Origin of the sequence: Gardnerella piotii (assembly GCF_003397585.1) — a bacterium.
In the GTDB taxonomy this organism is placed as follows: domain Bacteria; phylum Actinomycetota; class Actinomycetes; order Actinomycetales; family Bifidobacteriaceae; genus Bifidobacterium; species Bifidobacterium piotii.
In genome coordinates, this window is the sequence record NZ_QJUV01000001.1 from 1225332 (window position 1) to 1241001 (window position 15670).

General features: G+C 39.7%; 12 protein-coding genes. 1 reads left to right on the forward strand and 11 read right to left on the reverse strand.

Annotated elements, in window-relative coordinates:
* Positions 1 to 184: 184 nt before the first annotated feature.
* Genes D0T20_RS05315 through mraZ form a run of 9 tightly spaced genes read right to left on the reverse strand, consistent with a single transcriptional unit; the run spans position 185 to position 11812 of the window.
* Positions 185 to 1528, reverse strand: a complete 1344-nt coding sequence (locus D0T20_RS05315; RefSeq protein WP_116438616.1) for an FtsW/RodA/SpoVE family cell cycle protein — start codon at positions 1526 to 1528, stop codon at positions 185 to 187.
* Entirely contained in the window at positions 1521 to 3089 is a 1569-nt protein-coding gene (murD, locus tag D0T20_RS05320; RefSeq protein ID WP_116438617.1) for a UDP-N-acetylmuramoyl-L-alanine--D-glutamate ligase, read from the reverse strand. The genes D0T20_RS05315 and murD overlap by 8 nt, the downstream gene beginning before the upstream one ends.
* Before the next feature lie 9 nt (positions 3090 to 3098).
* Positions 3099 to 4202: a phospho-N-acetylmuramoyl-pentapeptide-transferase gene (gene mraY, locus D0T20_RS05325; protein ID WP_016802455.1), complete on the reverse strand. Its 1104-nt coding sequence runs from the start codon at positions 4200 to 4202 to the stop codon at positions 3099 to 3101.
* Positions 4199 to 6034: a UDP-N-acetylmuramoyl-tripeptide--D-alanyl-D-alanine ligase gene (locus tag D0T20_RS05330; protein WP_116438619.1), complete on the reverse strand. Its 1836-nt coding sequence runs from the start codon at positions 6032 to 6034 to the stop codon at positions 4199 to 4201. The genes mraY and D0T20_RS05330 overlap by 4 nt, the downstream gene beginning before the upstream one ends.
* Positions 6035 to 6057: 23 nt before the next feature.
* Positions 6058 to 7239, reverse strand: coding sequence for a UDP-N-acetylmuramyl peptide synthase (locus tag D0T20_RS05335; RefSeq protein ID WP_116438621.1), 1182 nt, complete (start codon positions 7237 to 7239; stop codon positions 6058 to 6060).
* Between the two features lie 28 nt (positions 7240 to 7267).
* Complete coding sequence (locus D0T20_RS05340) at positions 7268 to 9322, reverse strand: peptidoglycan D,D-transpeptidase FtsI family protein (RefSeq protein ID WP_116438622.1); 2055 nt, start codon at positions 9320 to 9322, stop codon at positions 7268 to 7270.
* Positions 9322 to 9966 (reverse strand): hypothetical protein, encoded by a 645-nt coding sequence (locus tag D0T20_RS05345; protein ID WP_116438624.1) that lies wholly within the window; start codon positions 9964 to 9966, stop codon positions 9322 to 9324. The genes D0T20_RS05340 and D0T20_RS05345 overlap by 1 nt, the downstream gene beginning before the upstream one ends.
* Positions 9966 to 11036, reverse strand: coding sequence for a 16S rRNA (cytosine(1402)-N(4))-methyltransferase RsmH (gene rsmH, locus D0T20_RS05350; protein ID WP_116438626.1), 1071 nt, complete (start codon positions 11034 to 11036; stop codon positions 9966 to 9968). The genes D0T20_RS05345 and rsmH overlap by 1 nt, the downstream gene beginning before the upstream one ends.
* Positions 11033 to 11812, reverse strand: a complete 780-nt coding sequence (gene mraZ / locus D0T20_RS05355; protein WP_116438627.1) for a division/cell wall cluster transcriptional repressor MraZ — start codon at positions 11810 to 11812, stop codon at positions 11033 to 11035. Before mraZ ends, rsmH begins: the two co-directional genes overlap by 4 nt.
* A gap of 199 nt (positions 11813 to 12011) precedes the next feature.
* Here mraZ and D0T20_RS05360 point away from each other — a divergent pair, with 199 nt between their 5' ends.
* Positions 12012 to 14288 carry a HelD family protein gene (locus D0T20_RS05360; protein ID WP_116438628.1) on the forward strand — a complete coding sequence of 759 codons (2277 nt, stop codon included), beginning with the start codon at positions 12012 to 12014 and terminating at the stop codon, positions 14286 to 14288.
* Between the two features lie 234 nt (positions 14289 to 14522).
* Here the strand turns inward: D0T20_RS05360 and nrdR are convergent, their stop codons facing one another.
* Together nrdR and D0T20_RS05375 are read right to left on the reverse strand one after the other, a co-directional pair.
* A complete protein-coding gene (gene nrdR / locus D0T20_RS05365; RefSeq protein ID WP_116438629.1) occupies positions 14523 to 14969 on the reverse strand; it encodes a transcriptional regulator NrdR in 447 nt (148 codons plus the stop codon).
* Between the two features lie 312 nt (positions 14970 to 15281).
* Positions 15282 to 15644, reverse strand: a complete 363-nt coding sequence (locus D0T20_RS05375; RefSeq protein WP_116438630.1) for a LysM peptidoglycan-binding domain-containing protein — start codon at positions 15642 to 15644, stop codon at positions 15282 to 15284.
* Between the last annotated feature and the right edge of the window lie 26 nt (positions 15645 to 15670).

Sequence of the window (15670 nt, forward strand, 5' to 3'; positions counted from 1 at the left end):
TCCCAATCAGAAATCCCAATCAGAACTAATCTACTTAAAACTTTAATATATGACTTAACAATTAAATATAAATTAAACAAAATTTTTACGAAAAGCGGATTTTATAATTTTATAATTTTATAATACTTTCCCAATTTTGATTAACACTTATTTTTGATTAACACTTGTTTAGATATTGAGCGGATTAATCACCACTTTGCTGCCGCGATTTTGCACGCTTTAATGACCATTTATTCCCAAATTTTATGTTCGGATTGCTCTTAATAAAACTATCCGCAACACCCATCGCAAGAAGACACATAACAAGAGAAGATCCACCTGCGGAAACAAATGGCATAGGAACGCCCATAACTGGCAAAACCTGAACAACAACCAAAATGTTTATTAGTCCTTGGCCAACAATCCAAGTAGCAATGCTAATAAGAGATATTGAAACAAGCTTATTTGTTGATTGCAAGGCAGAAGTTAGCAAGCACCATCCAATTACAATGTAAAGAAGGATTACGCAAGAAGCAACAATAAAGCCCATCTCTTCGCCAATAATTGCAAAAATAAAATCGTTGTGAGCATACGGCAAATAATTCCACTTTTCTCTAGAATTGCCTATGCCAACGCCCATTATTCCACCAGACGCCATTGCGTATTGCGCATGAATCGACTGAAAACAAACGCCTCTAATCGACTTTGCATCGCATCCATGAATCGTAGCAAGAATACGACGCATACGATTTTGGCTAGTCACAACAAGCAATAAAACTGCTGCACAAGCCGTTAGAAGGGCCACAACAAGCCATTTTGTAGGAAATCCTCCAACATAAAACGCCACAACAGCAATAAGCAAAATAATAAGAGCTGTACCAAGATCCTTGCCTGCAACAACTAAAAGAACCGAAACACCCAAAGCTACAACTGTTGGAATATATGCGCGCATAGCAACACGCTTATAAGCCTTTTTTGCAAGAATAAGTGCCATTGGTAGCCAAATGCATATAGCAAGTTTGGTGATTTCTGCTGGTTGCATTGTAAGCGGGCCTATTTTAATCCAGCTAGCATTACCATTAACCTCGTGCCTAATACCTGGAACAAAAGTCAAAAATTGCATAAAAACCGATATTGCGTAAATGGTAATAATCCTGCTTTTATAAAAATCAACAGGAAGATGCGAAAAAATCAAATATCCAGCAAGACCAATAACGCAATAAAACAGTTGGCTCATTCCAGAACCCCAAGGGCCAGCTCCGTAAGTAATCATCGTTACCGACGAGCTTGAAAACACCATAAATAAGCCAAAAACGGTTAATATTACAACAGATATTCTTAGTCCAAAAAGACACCACAATGGGTTAAAAATACTGCGAATACCAACGTATTGCTTAAAAGCCTTTGTATTATCACTAAATGTTTCTTTAACGCCAAAAGCATTATTTGAAGACTCCACTTTACTGCCAAAAATGCCAAAACCGCGTTTTTTAAGCTTTTTAGGGCTTCTAGAACTTGATGAGCTAGCTTTTTTATTGTTCTCATTCATGGCTCTTAACCCATCGCTCAGATTCTTTAGCAAAACGATTGCCACGATCTGCGTAAGAAACAAATTGATCCATAGAAGCGCATGCTGGTGCCAGAAGAACAACATCTCCAGGCTGCGCGTACCTTCCAGCAGCTTGAACAGCTGTAGAAATAACTTTTTGACCCAAAGTAGAATCCGCGCTAAGAACTGGCGACTTTTCAACCTCTTTAAGAACGCGATCGTCTACAGAATCAAAAGATTCGAAACTTTCGCCATTCGCAGAAACTATTGTTACAGGAATACCCTGGCCTTTAGAATTAAGCGCTTCTACAATCGGCTTTTGATCTAGTCCAATAACAACAACAGCCTTAATAATACTACGATTTTGATTAACTAAATCTTCAAAATGACCGCCTTTTGCAAGACCTCCAGCAATCAAAATTACGGATTTTTTACCAAAACTAGAAATAGAAGCGGCAGCAGCATGAGCATTAGTAGCTTTGGAATCGTCCACAAAACGAATCGCGTGTTCTGGAAGACTATCTTTAGCATTTAACGTTGCAACAGTTTGAATCCTATGCCCTCCTGGAGCAAAGTTGCACAATGCTTTAACTGCGTTTTCAACGTCTTGTTTTAAGCCAAGAGTTAGAGCTAGCGCAGTTAGTGCGTCTGCAAGAAGATGAGGATACACGCTTCCATCTGGCTCACATAAGTGTTTTAGTTCTTTTAGCGCTACTATTTTGACTGGATCACCAACTTTTGCGCCAGAAACGCCACTTTTGTCTACAATCCAACCATTTTCAACGCCTATTTCTCCGCATTTTGGCGCGCAAAGTGTAAAACCAATTTTTTTACAACCATCTTTAACTTGTGCAACTTTTGCTAATTCGCTAACTCGTGAATCTTGAGCATTATACACAAGCGCTTTTTTAACGCCATTAAAAACTTTCGACTTATCTTTTGCGTAAGCTTCAATGCCGCCGTGCCAATCCAAATGGTCAGCCGCAATATTAGTAATCGCAGCGCAATCCAACTCTAAGGAATTAGTAAAATGAAGTTGGAAAGAGCTTAATTCAACACATAACGCGTCGTGTTCTTTTTCTAACGCAGCGTAAGAAACAGACTTGCCAATGTTGCCAACCGCAGGAGCATCTAGACCGCAAGCTGTAAGCATATCGGAAGTCATCTCTGTTGTAGATGTTTTGCCATTTGTTCCAGTAATTCCAATCCATGCAGCTGGAAGATTTGTTTTAAGCGACTTTACGCGCACAAGCCACGCAAGCTCCACTTCGCTGATGACTGGAATATTGCGCTTTTGAGCCTCTAGAATAAAAGGCGTTCTAGGGTTAAAAACTGGCGATGTTACAACAGCATCAATCGTATTCCAATCGATTTTAGAAAAATCGTGGATTTGCGCTTCTTCCTTACGCTCGTCTGCGCTAATCGCATTAGCGCCAACAGTTTTAAGCACTTCCATGGCTCCTATGCCAGAAACACCCAATCCTGCTACAAGAACATTATGGAACGGGAACTCATTGTGCAAAGAGAACTCCTTGCACAAATCATTTGCAACATTGCTCATATAATCACCCTAAATCAACAATCCAGAACGGCCTGCCCAATCCGCATAGAACGTCATCAACGCAGACAAGACAAACATAAGCTCAATCATCCAAAAACGAACAACAACTTTGCCTTCTGCCCATCCAACAAGCTCAAAATGATGATGAATTGGCGCCATTTTGAACACGCGCTTATGCGTTAACTTAAAACAGCCAACCTGAATCACATCACTGCAAGTTTCTGCAACGAACAGTCCGCCTAAAATAACAGCCAAAAACTCTGTGTGAGTAGCAATGGAAAGTGCAGCAAAAAGACCACCTAAAGCCAAGGAACCAGTGTCTCCCATAAACACTTGAGCAGGATTTGAGTTGTACCACAAGAATCCAAAGCAAGCAACGGCGGCACAAACAGAAATAATTGTTAAATCAAGCGGATCCGATACAGCATAAGAGAATCCAAAGTGACCGCCGCCTTTAACATGGTAGCTTTCCCAAAAAGCAATAAGCGCATATCCTGCAAAAGCAATCATAGAAGATCCAGCAGCAAGGCCGTCTAATCCATCTGTAAGATTTACTGCATTAGACCATGCAGCCATTAAAAAGTTTACCCAAACAATAAAAATTACGATTCCTATTGCTTTGCCAAACATAGAAAAATCAAAGAATGGCTTTTCTATAAAACTCATGCCAGGCTGCGCGCTTGCAATGCCCGACTGAGTTGGAAGCATAAGAGCTAAAAGCGCATAAATGCTTGCAAAAATAATCTGACCAAACAACTTTGCACGCACAGAAAGACCAAGATTTTGCTTTTTTCTAACCTTTGCAAAATCATCAATAAAACCTAAAAAGCCCATTGAAAGCATTGCAAAAAGAACAAGAACTGCAGACCAAGAAGGCGTTCTGCCAACAGAAAAATACCTGTACAAAGCAGATGCAGCCCATCCAACCACAACAGCAAGATTAATAACAACACCGCCCATTGTAGGCGTGCCTCGCTTAACTAAATGTGATTGCGGACCGTCTTGGCGAATGTATTGTCCGTAATTTAATCGGTGTACTAAGCGGATTAAAAGCGGCGTGCCAACAATAGTGACTATTAGCGAAACCACTATTCCCACAATAAGCGCAATCACAGGTTAACCTCCGTATGTTTGTTAAGGCTAGCGTTAAGACTCTTACTAAGTTTAGCCCAGCTTTCAGCCAAAACACTCAGCCCCGAAGCATGAGACCCCTTTAACAACACAACAGTACTAGAATGCTCACCCACAAGACTCCAAACAATATTATTCGCCTCAATACAATCATGCACAAAGTACACGTTGTTTTTAGCATCAACATTGTTATTTTGATACTTATTTACAATGTTATTTATGTTATTTCTGTTATTTTGCCAATTATCTCTAGCACCTTTAGCTATGCAAGAAGCTAATTCATCTAATTTTTCACTCGTGGAAGATCCAACGGAAATTATTGCGTCAATATTCTTTTGTGCAACATATTTTCCTATAGACTCATGCATGTTATATTCGTCTTTTCCAAGTTCCAGCATTGAGCCTAAAACAGCGATTCTAAAAAGTTTGGCAGATGAAGACTTGGCAGAATCGGCAGAATTTGCAGAATCGTCGGAGTTAGAAGAGTTAGCGGAATTAGAAGAATCATTGGACTCATAAGAGCATAATCCGTCAATTCCTGCTTTCATAGAGTCTGGATTTGCATTAAACGAATCGTCAATAAGTGTAAATTTTTTATCATCTTTGCAAATAACAGAAATTTGCATACGATGCGGGCTAATATGCGAAACTTTATTCAAAACTAGAGCAATGTTTTTAAGACTCATTCCAAAATATCGTGCAACATTTGATGCAGCAAGAGCATTCATAACATTGTGCGCGCCAGGAAGCGCAAGATGTAGTGTTGTACTATTTTCACTAATTGCACTATTTTCACTAGTCGCGATTTTTTCGCTTTCGATAATCGTAAATTTTGCACAACCACTTTCGTCTAAAGAAATATCTTGCGCGCGCAATTGATAATTACCATTATTCGATGCATCAAAATTGCCATTATTATCAACATTTAAGCCAAACCAGCGAACTTTATCTTGATCAGCCAGCTTGCTCATAGCTGCAACGCGAAAATCATCTGCATTCAAAATTGCAACACCATGAGGCAAAAGTCCCCTAACAATCTCACTCTTAGCTTGCGCAATTTTTTCTACAGATCCAAATTCGCCCAAATGAGCAACACCAACTTTTAATACAACCGATAAGTCTGGAGGCGCAATAGTTGTGAGCATTGCAATTTCTCCAACATGATTTGCACCCATCTCCGCAATAAGGAATCGCGTATTCTCGTTTACACGCAAAGACGTTAATGGCAATCCAATCTCGTTATTAAAAGACCCAACGGGCGCAACTGTATTACCAAGCGTTGAAAGCAAAGCATTAAGCATATCTTTTGTGGTAGTTTTTCCAACGGAACCAGTTATGCCAATAATGCTAAATGGCGTATTTAACGCGCGGCGGCGAACTAAATTATGTTTTGCTAAAAGCCCAAGCGCTTCAACCGAATTTTTAACAACGATTTGAGCAATCTTGTTTTGCACACTTTCATCTAGCAAAACAGCATGTTCCACAATCGCAGCTTTGGCTCCAAGTTGAGCTGCTTTTTGAACAAAATCGTGTCCGTCTACTCGCTCGCCCTTTATAGCAATAAATACCGCTCCGCAAGCAACGTTACGCGAATCACTTGTAGCGAAATTAACAATATCGGTGCCTTTTACCGAATCGCAAGATGCCGAATCGCACGACGCCGACGAACCGCATAAAAGCTCGCTTGCGTTAACAGCATCTGCTACCTCTTTAATGCTCATAGGCATCATATGAGTGCTATCTTGCGTAAAAACAGTGTCTGTAATTTTATTTTGCTTGCTATTTTGCTTGCTATTTTGCTCTATTGAAAACATTTTCTGCTCTTAAATATTGGTTTCTATTTTAGTTCGTGAGATACTCGCAACGCGCTCTTAATTGTTCCTCTTCTAACACCAGCAGCAAGAACCATTGCGATTGAAAGAGAAAGATGTTTACTAACACTTTTGCCGCCGATTTGATCTGCTAATGCAGCTAACTCATCGGATTCCCTAGAACGCATTACACAATAAGATCTTTCGTGACTTATAAATCCATACCTTTGTTGCAAATTATAAAAACTCATTACAGGGCGCGCAGATTTTATGCTTGATTCGTCAATCTTGGAATCGTTCTTGTAATCAATCTTAGAATCATCTTTTTTATTACTATATATAAGTGATTCCGATGATTCTTTAGACTTAGACTCATGCGAATCTTGCGAATCTTCTGAATTAGCATCCACTTTAGATTTGGCTTCTAATGTGCCGCTTGCTTGCGACTTATCTTTTGAATTTGCCAAACTTGAATCATATGCCAAATCGCCACCACTGTGTTCAATAGCTTGCGAACTGGAATCTGACTTATACAAATCAAGACTTCCTGCCATTGCTAGCGCATTATTGCTTTCAACTCCAAGAACATCAATGTTTACAGATTGCAAAGCGTCTTTTTTAAGAGTTGCAGAATTTAGCGCTATAACAACAGCTGCAGCACCATCTTCTACGCATACCGACAAATTGTGCTGAATATCAACTATTCCAAGCGGATATTCTAAATCCAGTTCTCGCTGAAGAGAATTAGACCCTGCAGCGCTTATAACACCAATTGGATTGCCAAGCATATGAAGAAAATCAGCTAATCGTATAACATTTGCATAGACTTCGTCATCATCGTCGCCAGCAACCGCAAAAGTCGCTATAAAAGAAGATGGATCATTATTAACATCGCAAGCAAGTTTACCCAAAGTTACTGGATTGTTGGAAGAAACTAAAAGTGGAATACCAACGCTCATAGCTTCGGACCTAAACTCTGGAGTAACCATTGCTGCATATGCTCCAGCATCTCTAGCAGCTTCCAATTGTCTTTTATCTACGCGATTTGCAGGAATAAAAAGACACCCAGGCTTAACATTCCTAACATCACACGCTAAAGACGTAATTGTTATTCCAGAAGCAAAAGATGGTATTACTTCAAAACCGTATTGTTGTGCAGCAAAACCAAGAGTTACTCTTGTTCTAGAAAATTCATCAACAGCATTCATACTCGCACTCGCCCTCGCTCGCTATCTATTACCATTGTACAGCAATAGGATTGGTGCGAGGCGTCGATACTGGAACGTTGTACTTTTGCATTAGGAACTCGCCTATTGTTTTTATAATAGGCGCCGCAGTATAAACACCGAATGTACCTTCTGGATTGCTTAATGCTACAGTTATTGCAAAACGTGGATTATCTACAGGCAATATTGCTGCGCAATCTGCAACTGTAGAGCTAAGCGCTCCGCCAAATCCAGCAACTTCTGCAGTACCACTCTTTGCAGCAATTCGATATCCATTAACAGATATGTAGCTACCGTAATATTCTGCAGTGGACTCCATAGCGTTTAACATTTGATCAGCTACATGATCATCTAAAACGCGAACTCCTTGAGGTCTTTTATGCTCATTAACTCTTCCGTGTGAGTCAATTACCGACTTAATAATAGATTGCTGCAACCTTACGCCCTTATTTGCAATTGTTGCAATTGCATTTGTAATTTGCAAAGCGTTAGTTGCGTATCCCTGACCAAAAAGTACAGTATTTTGCTTACGAATATCCCAAGCTTGAACACTTGGTAGCAAACCTTGCGATTCGCCTTGCAAACCCAATCCAGTGTATTGGCCAATTCCAAACTTAGACAAGAATTCGTAACGCTTATTATTCGGATATTTTTCGCCAGCAAGAATCATACCTACGTTAGATGATTCCTTTAAAATGCCAGCCAAAGTAAGCTTCATAACACCATGGCTATGAGAATCATGGAAAAGCTGACCGTGGCTTTCAATACTTCCAGGAACAGAGAATTTATCTGCTAATTGACGAGCACCAGTTTGAACCATGCCTGCAACTGAGAATACTTTGCCAATAGAACCTGGTTCAAATACTTGGCTAACTGCTTTAGAAACAGATGCCCTAGCCTCAGTACTTCCAGCCTTAATGCTGTCACTATCTTCAATGGCAACAATCTCTCCAGTGCGAATATCTTGAACAACAGCAACGCCCCATCCAGCTTTATACCTATTCATGCCGTCTAGAAGAGCCTTTTTAACATACCAATCTACATCGCTATCAACAGTTAGCTTTATGTCGTTACCGTTTATGGCATCTTTATATTCGCTTACAGTTCCAGGAATTTTCTCGTTTCCAATATTATTTCCTTGATATTTTTGATACCCATCTTTACCAGTCAAAACTTTATCTTGAGAAAGCTCTAGTCCAGATTCACCAATTTCACCTCTTCTACCCTTTGCTTCCTTACGAGCACTTTCTTCAGCATCTTTAACAGAGCCGATTAAAGCACCAAGAATAGGGCCGCTAGAGTATACGCGTTCGCTACTGTTTTCTGCATAAACACAACCAGAAAGATTAAGTTTGTCTATTGCACGCTTAACAGAAGGCTTAACATTTCGTTTAATAACAGCGTAACGTCCTACGCCTGCAATCTTGCCGCCAATTTCCACAGAGCTCATATGCAAAATTGGAGCTAAAAGACGAGCCACCGCCACAGCACCCGTACCTTCAACATCCTTACCATTAATCGCATGACAATTACCAGCAGTTTGCTTTGTGCAAGGAGTTGGCTTAAAGGATTGCGCATTCATAGGATCTGCGATTATATTGTATCTTTCAACACTTTGAGCTAAAACAGAACCATTTGCATCTAAAATACGACCTCTACGAGCAAGTATTGGACGAGTTCTGCTACGTTCTGCCTGCGCCGCCTGAGCAGTAGAACGTGCATTGATTAACTGTATAAAGCTAAGTTTTACTATTGCTACAGATGCAATAAACGCGAATATCATTGCAACAGCAATACACTTTTTTGCAAAAACCGTGTTTCGTATAACGCTAGTTTGAGCGCCATAACGTGCATTAGCTCCAGAAGAAGCATAACCAGAACCAGAACGCGCGGCATTACTGCCGTATGATCTGTACAACTTACTCGTATTGAATCTGCTCTTGCTGATTTTGCTCACTCTGCTTGTAATAGAGCGCAACTTTTTACCAGCAAGTTTGGCATAATACAATACTGTTTTCATTTTGCCTGAGTATTTGGCGAAACGTTGCTTGATTAGGCGGTTCATCAATGTTTCTCCTTATTTTTTTGTTCTGGCTGTTGTTTAGTTTGTTGTTTAGTTTTGTCTGATTTAGTTTTATCTGGTTTAGTTTGTTGTTGTTTAAGTTTTTGCTGTGCTTGCTCTGGCTTAGCTTTTTGAGCTTCAATAGCAGCTTGTTCTGCCTTCTTTTTATTGGCATAAGCACTTAAATCAACTGTTATTGCTCCCTGTTGTGGAATCATTCCCATATCTTGTGCTTTTGCTGGAAGATCCGCTTCTAGCGCATCTAACTTTGTTTGCGCAGTTTCCACATCTTGACGAAGCCTAGAGATACTTGATTGAGTGGCAGCTTGTTCAAAAGATATCTCCGCCATTTTTGTGCGCAATAACAAAGACGTAGTAGGCGTAACAAAAAGGAAAATAACAACAATAATCAAGTTGAAAAGAGGAGCCTTACGAGTGTTACTCCACTCTATAACTCTATGTAAGTTATTCATTACTGTGTAAGACCTACGGTCAGAGGCACTAAACACTAATGGAATCGACTTTAAAACACGATTTTGCCTTGAATTATTACCAGCTGCTTTATCATTTACTCGCCCAGCAGGAGCAGATGAACTTGCATAAGACGCAGCAATCCTAGAAGCACGGTTTTTACTTGGCTTATCCATTAGAACCTGCCTCCTTTGCTGTTATTTACACCATTCGCTTTAGAAGAAGAACGATGCAAAGATGAATCTTCTCCTTGAGCAATAGCTGTAAAGTCTTTAATCCACCTATCTGGAATATCTCTAATAAGCTCCACTGCGCGTAAGCGAACAGAAGAAGACCTTGTATTATTTGCAATTTCTTCTTTAGATGCTTTAATAGCTCCGCGAGTTAAAGACTTAAAGAAAGGTTTTGCACTTTGCGGAATAATTGGCATATTTGCTGGAACATCTACTTCTAAGCCTTTATTCATAAAACGCTTAACTGTAATATCTTCCAAAGAATGATAAGACTCAACAACAATTCTGCCGCCGTTATTTAAGCGCAAAGCAAGCTTTGGCAGAGTCCTAGAAAGCTTATCTAATTCTCCATTAACTTCGATTCTAAGAGCCTGAAAAACTCGTTTAGCTGGATTTCCTGGAGCACGATGAGCACGCGGAATAACATGATCCACTAAATCAACAAGTTGACCAGATGTTTTTATTGGATTCTCTTGTCTAACTTGCACTATTTTTCTTGCGATTGGCCCAGAAAAACGTTCTTGACCATACTCACGGAATATTTGAGCAAGACTGGATGCGCTGTAGGTAGCAAGAATGGTTTCAGCAGTAACACTTTGAGTTGTATCCATGCGCATATCTAAGACTGTGTTATGAGAATAAGAAAATCCTCTATCTTCCTCGTCTATTTGCAAACTAGAAAGACCCAAGTCCATAAACGCTGCGTCAATCTTATCGATTTCTAAATCTTCAAGAACTTTGTCAACTTCATCAAATGCAGCATGCACTGGAATAAAACGATTTTCTAATCCTTCTTCGCGCATTCTTCGTGTAGCTAATTCAAGAGCTTCACTATCTCTATCTATTCCAATAAGAGTTGCAAGTGGAGCAGCTTTAAGAAAAGCTGTTGCGTGACCCGCAAGCCCAAGAGTGCAATCAACAACAATAGAATCTTTGTAATCTAATGCTGGAGAAACAAGATCTACGCAATCTTCCAACAGTACTGGCGCATGAATTGTAGATAAATCTTTCATTGTGCCACCGCCGGAAGAACATCATTTGCAATATCTGCATAATCTTGCTCTTTATCTGCAAGATAATTGTTCCAAGCAGATTTGTTCCATATTTCTGCGCGAGTTCCAACACCAATTACAACAATCTCATCTCCAAGATTGGCATAATCTCTTAGCATTGGAGGAACCACTATACGTCCTTGCTTATCTGGCTCCTGATCAACAGCGCCAGAAAGGAAGACTCTAAGGTAGTCTCTTGCAGACTTATTACTCATAGATGTGAGCTGAATCTGAGTTGTAATACGCTCAAACTCTTGCATTGGAAGAACATAAACGCATCGCTCTTGTCCGCGAGCCATAACAAAACCATCGCCCAACTGGGATCTGAATTTTGCTGGTAAAGCCACACGACCCTTTGCATCTATTTTTGGAGAATAAGTTCCAAGAAGTATCGGATTCTTTACGTGATTATTAGCCTGACTTTGCAAATTATTAGCACCAAAAACCGCGTCTTGAGGCAAAGGAGTGGATGTAAAAGCCGAAGACGTAGGTTGAGGTTGCATAACAGGCTGCATAACATGCATTTGCGGCATTTGCTGCGCTTGATACATTTGCGGCATTTGCGGCATCACATAATAAGGCTGAGCGTACGCTTGAGAATTTTGCATTGGCATATGCGCATCTTGGGCATTAGCTTGAGCCGTATTTTGAGAATCATAACCAGATGGATTTTGAGCATGCTTAAAGGAGGAATTGGCTTTATCTTGCGCATTTGCGCCAGCATTGTTACTAGCCATAAATCCACCTCCTTTTCAACATGCAATATGCCACTTGCACATCGTTCACCATTTTACCCCATTTCTCACCAAAAATCCCCACTTTTTTATAAAAAAATAATATTTTTTTAACTTAGATTGGAAACATGCAACGTGTATTAGCCTCGAGGTATACTTAAACGCCTAGTTTTAGCCCAACTTTTAAGAAGAACGGACACAAATGTCTACGTACTCCTCACAACTCAGCGAAGAACAACAAGCTGTTGATTGCGCTTACAGCCGATTAGATAACTTGCGTTCAACAATCCGAGCAAGGCTTGATTCTGTACGCGCTGCAGGCTCGCATGGCTCACCAACTCAGCGAACAGAACGAGATTCTTTTGCAACAATGTACGAAGATCGTTTAACGCAACTTAGAGCTGTAGAAGATAGACTCGTGTTCGGCAGACTAGACGACCGAGAAGGCATAAGACGTTACATTGGAAGAATCGGTTTACTAAGCGAAAATCACGACCCAATCTTAACTGATTGGAGAGCAGAAGCAGCCAGACCATTCTACGAAACAACTCCTTCAAATCATGGAGACATTGTTATGCGTAGGCACATAACTCTTAAATTCCGAGAAGTTGTAGGAGTTGAAGACGAGATTCTAGATATTCATTCAGACGAAGTAAACAAAGCATCTAAGCAAGGAACACTTACTGGCGAAGGTGCATTGCTTGCTTCTCTAGGTTCTCGTAGAACTGGAAAAATGACGGATATTGTTGCAACCATTCAGGCAGAACAAGACCGCATTATTCGCGCTCCTCTAGACCGTACAATTGTTGTTCAAGGCGGACCTGGTACAGGCAAAACTGCAGTAGCTTTGCACAGAGCAGCATACTTGCTCTACACGCATCGCAGAAAGCTTGAAAGATCAGGCGTTTTGATCGTAGGACCAAGCTCCGCATTCTTAAGATACATAGATCAAGTTTTGCCATCTTTGGGTGAAACTGGTGTTGTTAGCAGAACTATAGCGGATCTAATCCCAAATATTCATGCAACAGTGCAAGACACTCCTCATGCAGCAAAACTTAAGGGAATGTACCGCATGAAAAACGTTATTCAAAACGCTATTTGCGCAAGAATACGCATTCCTAAAGATTTGCCAACACTACGCATAAATGGTTTTGCTGTGCAATTAAAGAAGGAAGATATAGAGCTTGCGCAATTAGACGCTCAGCGCACACACCAGCCTCATAACCAGGCGCGTAAAACCTTTGTAAAGTCAGTTATAAGTTCGCTTAGAAACAGGTATCTAGAACAGCTTGATTATGTTCCTTCCCAAGCGGAGATATCCGATATTACTTCGCAACTTAGAATGGAAAATAAGCTCAAGATTACATTAAATCTTGCTTGGCTACCTATGAATGCCAATTGGCTTATAGACCAACTCTTTTCTAAACCTGAACAACTTCGCATATATGCTCCTTGGTTAAGTGAAAATGATATTCGTGCATTAATTAGACCAAAAGGAAGTCCTTTAACTCAGTCCGACATCCCACTTCTTGACGAAGCTATGGAGCTACTAGGCCCAGATCCAAAGATTGAAGCACAAAACGCTGCCCTCGCTCGTAAAAAACTCGAAGAACAGCAATATGCTTCCGATACTCTTGCACAAAATGGCATAGGAAATGGCATTATTACCGCCGATATGCTTATTGAGAATATTCAAGGTAACGATGCAAGTATGGTTGCAAATCTTGCCGCGTCGGATAGAGAGTGGACTTATGGTCATGTTGTTGTAGATGAAGCGCAAGAGCTTACTGCAATGGATTGGCGAATGCTAATACGCAGGTGCCCTTCACGCTCATTTACAATTGTTGGCGATGTTGCACAAACCTCCTCTTTAGGTGGTACACATAGTTGGCAAAAAAACATGAGCTCATTGTTTGGAAACGAAAACTGGGATCTTTATGAACTAACAATTAATTACCGTAATCCTAAAGAAGTTTCTGAAGCTGCAGGAAAAGTTGCAAATAATTCTGGCTTATATATATCAACAGTTAATGCAGTTAGATCTGTTCCAGATTCGCTTGTTACACATACGGTTCAGAATCAAAATGAGCTTAATAATATGCTTGCTAAATATTGCATTGATCTATTTAACGAATTTGTTTCCGAAGACGGAAGCGGACGCGTAGCAATTATTGTTCCTCAAGAACTAATAGAGCATGCAAACAAAATCGTTAAAAATACTCTTAGCAAGAATCTTTCAACTAAGGAATATGCACGCATAATTCAGCAAAACTTTGACGATAGCCAAATTAGCGTTTGCAGTGCGGAAGATGTTAAGGGATTGGAATACGATGCGGTAATCCTAATGCAACCTTCTGCTATAGAACAAGAAGCAGCATCCAGACTTAGCGCAGCGGCAAATCTATACGTTGCAATGACAAGACCAACACAGCGTCTTGTTGTCTTGCGCACACAAGACGACGCCAATTTTTCAAAGTAATGATCGCGAAGTAAAAGTACTGAGTAAACCCAACTATTAACAACCTTGTTATTTGTTTGACCCTTTAATTGGGTCAAACAAATCAGGTTATCCCTCACACTATAACCATATTTATTCTAAGACTCAACGATTCGCTAACAAACAGCAAATCAACATTCACACAAACTCAAATACTCAAACTTATACTTTTAGCAATATTCACAAAGTGTTCACTCAATGTAAAACATTGCACAATCACTTGCTTTTCTTAAGATCATCTATTGAACGTTCAAAATCTTCCAAACCAGTAAAATTCTGATATACGCTAGCAAAACGAAGATACGCCACCTCGTCTAATTCACGCAACGGCTTTAATATTGCTTTTCCAACATCTTCGGATGTGATTTGAGCTAATCCACGAGCACGTAAATCAGCTTCAACTTCCATTCCAAGAGTCTTTAGCTCCTCAGAATCTATTGGTCTACCCTGGCAAGCTTTTCCAACACCAGCAACCACTTTTGCTCTATCAAAAGGTTCCACAGAACCAGAACGCTTCATAACAAGCAATTGCGTAGTTTCTACTGTTGTAAAACGATTACCACACATCTGACACTCGCGCCTACGACGGATTGAATATCCATCCTCGCTGATTCTAGTGTCAATAACCTTAGTATCGGAATTCTTACAAAAAGGACAATGCATATATACAGCATACTAAAAATTAATTAAATATGTTATATATATTTCAATGTTTTATATAAATAAATCGATTTTTTCATATTTTTCCTCGTATATTTTATAAAATTTATCGCAAAACACTCGAATAGATGGATATATAGATACATCCATAACAACAAGTGGTTCAACAATTGGCTTAACGCTTAGATCATTACAACTGCAACATGCAGAATCATCGCAATAATATAATGCAAACAAATCATATGAGTCTGACGAATTATATTCATAATCTGAACTCATAAATACTCCATTCTAATAATATTTGTAATAACAAAATCAGTCGTCAATAAAAGGTACTCGTATAGACTGCCCTACTTCTAAATCTGTAGAATCAAGATTATTTAATTGCATAAGGTAATCAACAGAATCAGAAATATTGCCATTTTTATCTGTTATTGATTTTGCATAACTCCACAAGGTATCTCCAGGTCGAACAGTATACGTTACAAAGGATTTTGATACGGCCGAAACAGCTGGCTTTGGCATAAAAATAATCCAAACAAAACAAACTAACGCAGAAAAAACTATAAAACGAATAAATAATTTATTTTTGCGTTTTTTGTAACCCTTATTAGCCAGAGCGGCACGATTTAGCGTTGAATAACTAATACCATTAGAAGAGTTCGAGTTCTTATACATAACTATCCTTTCTTACTCTTTAATTG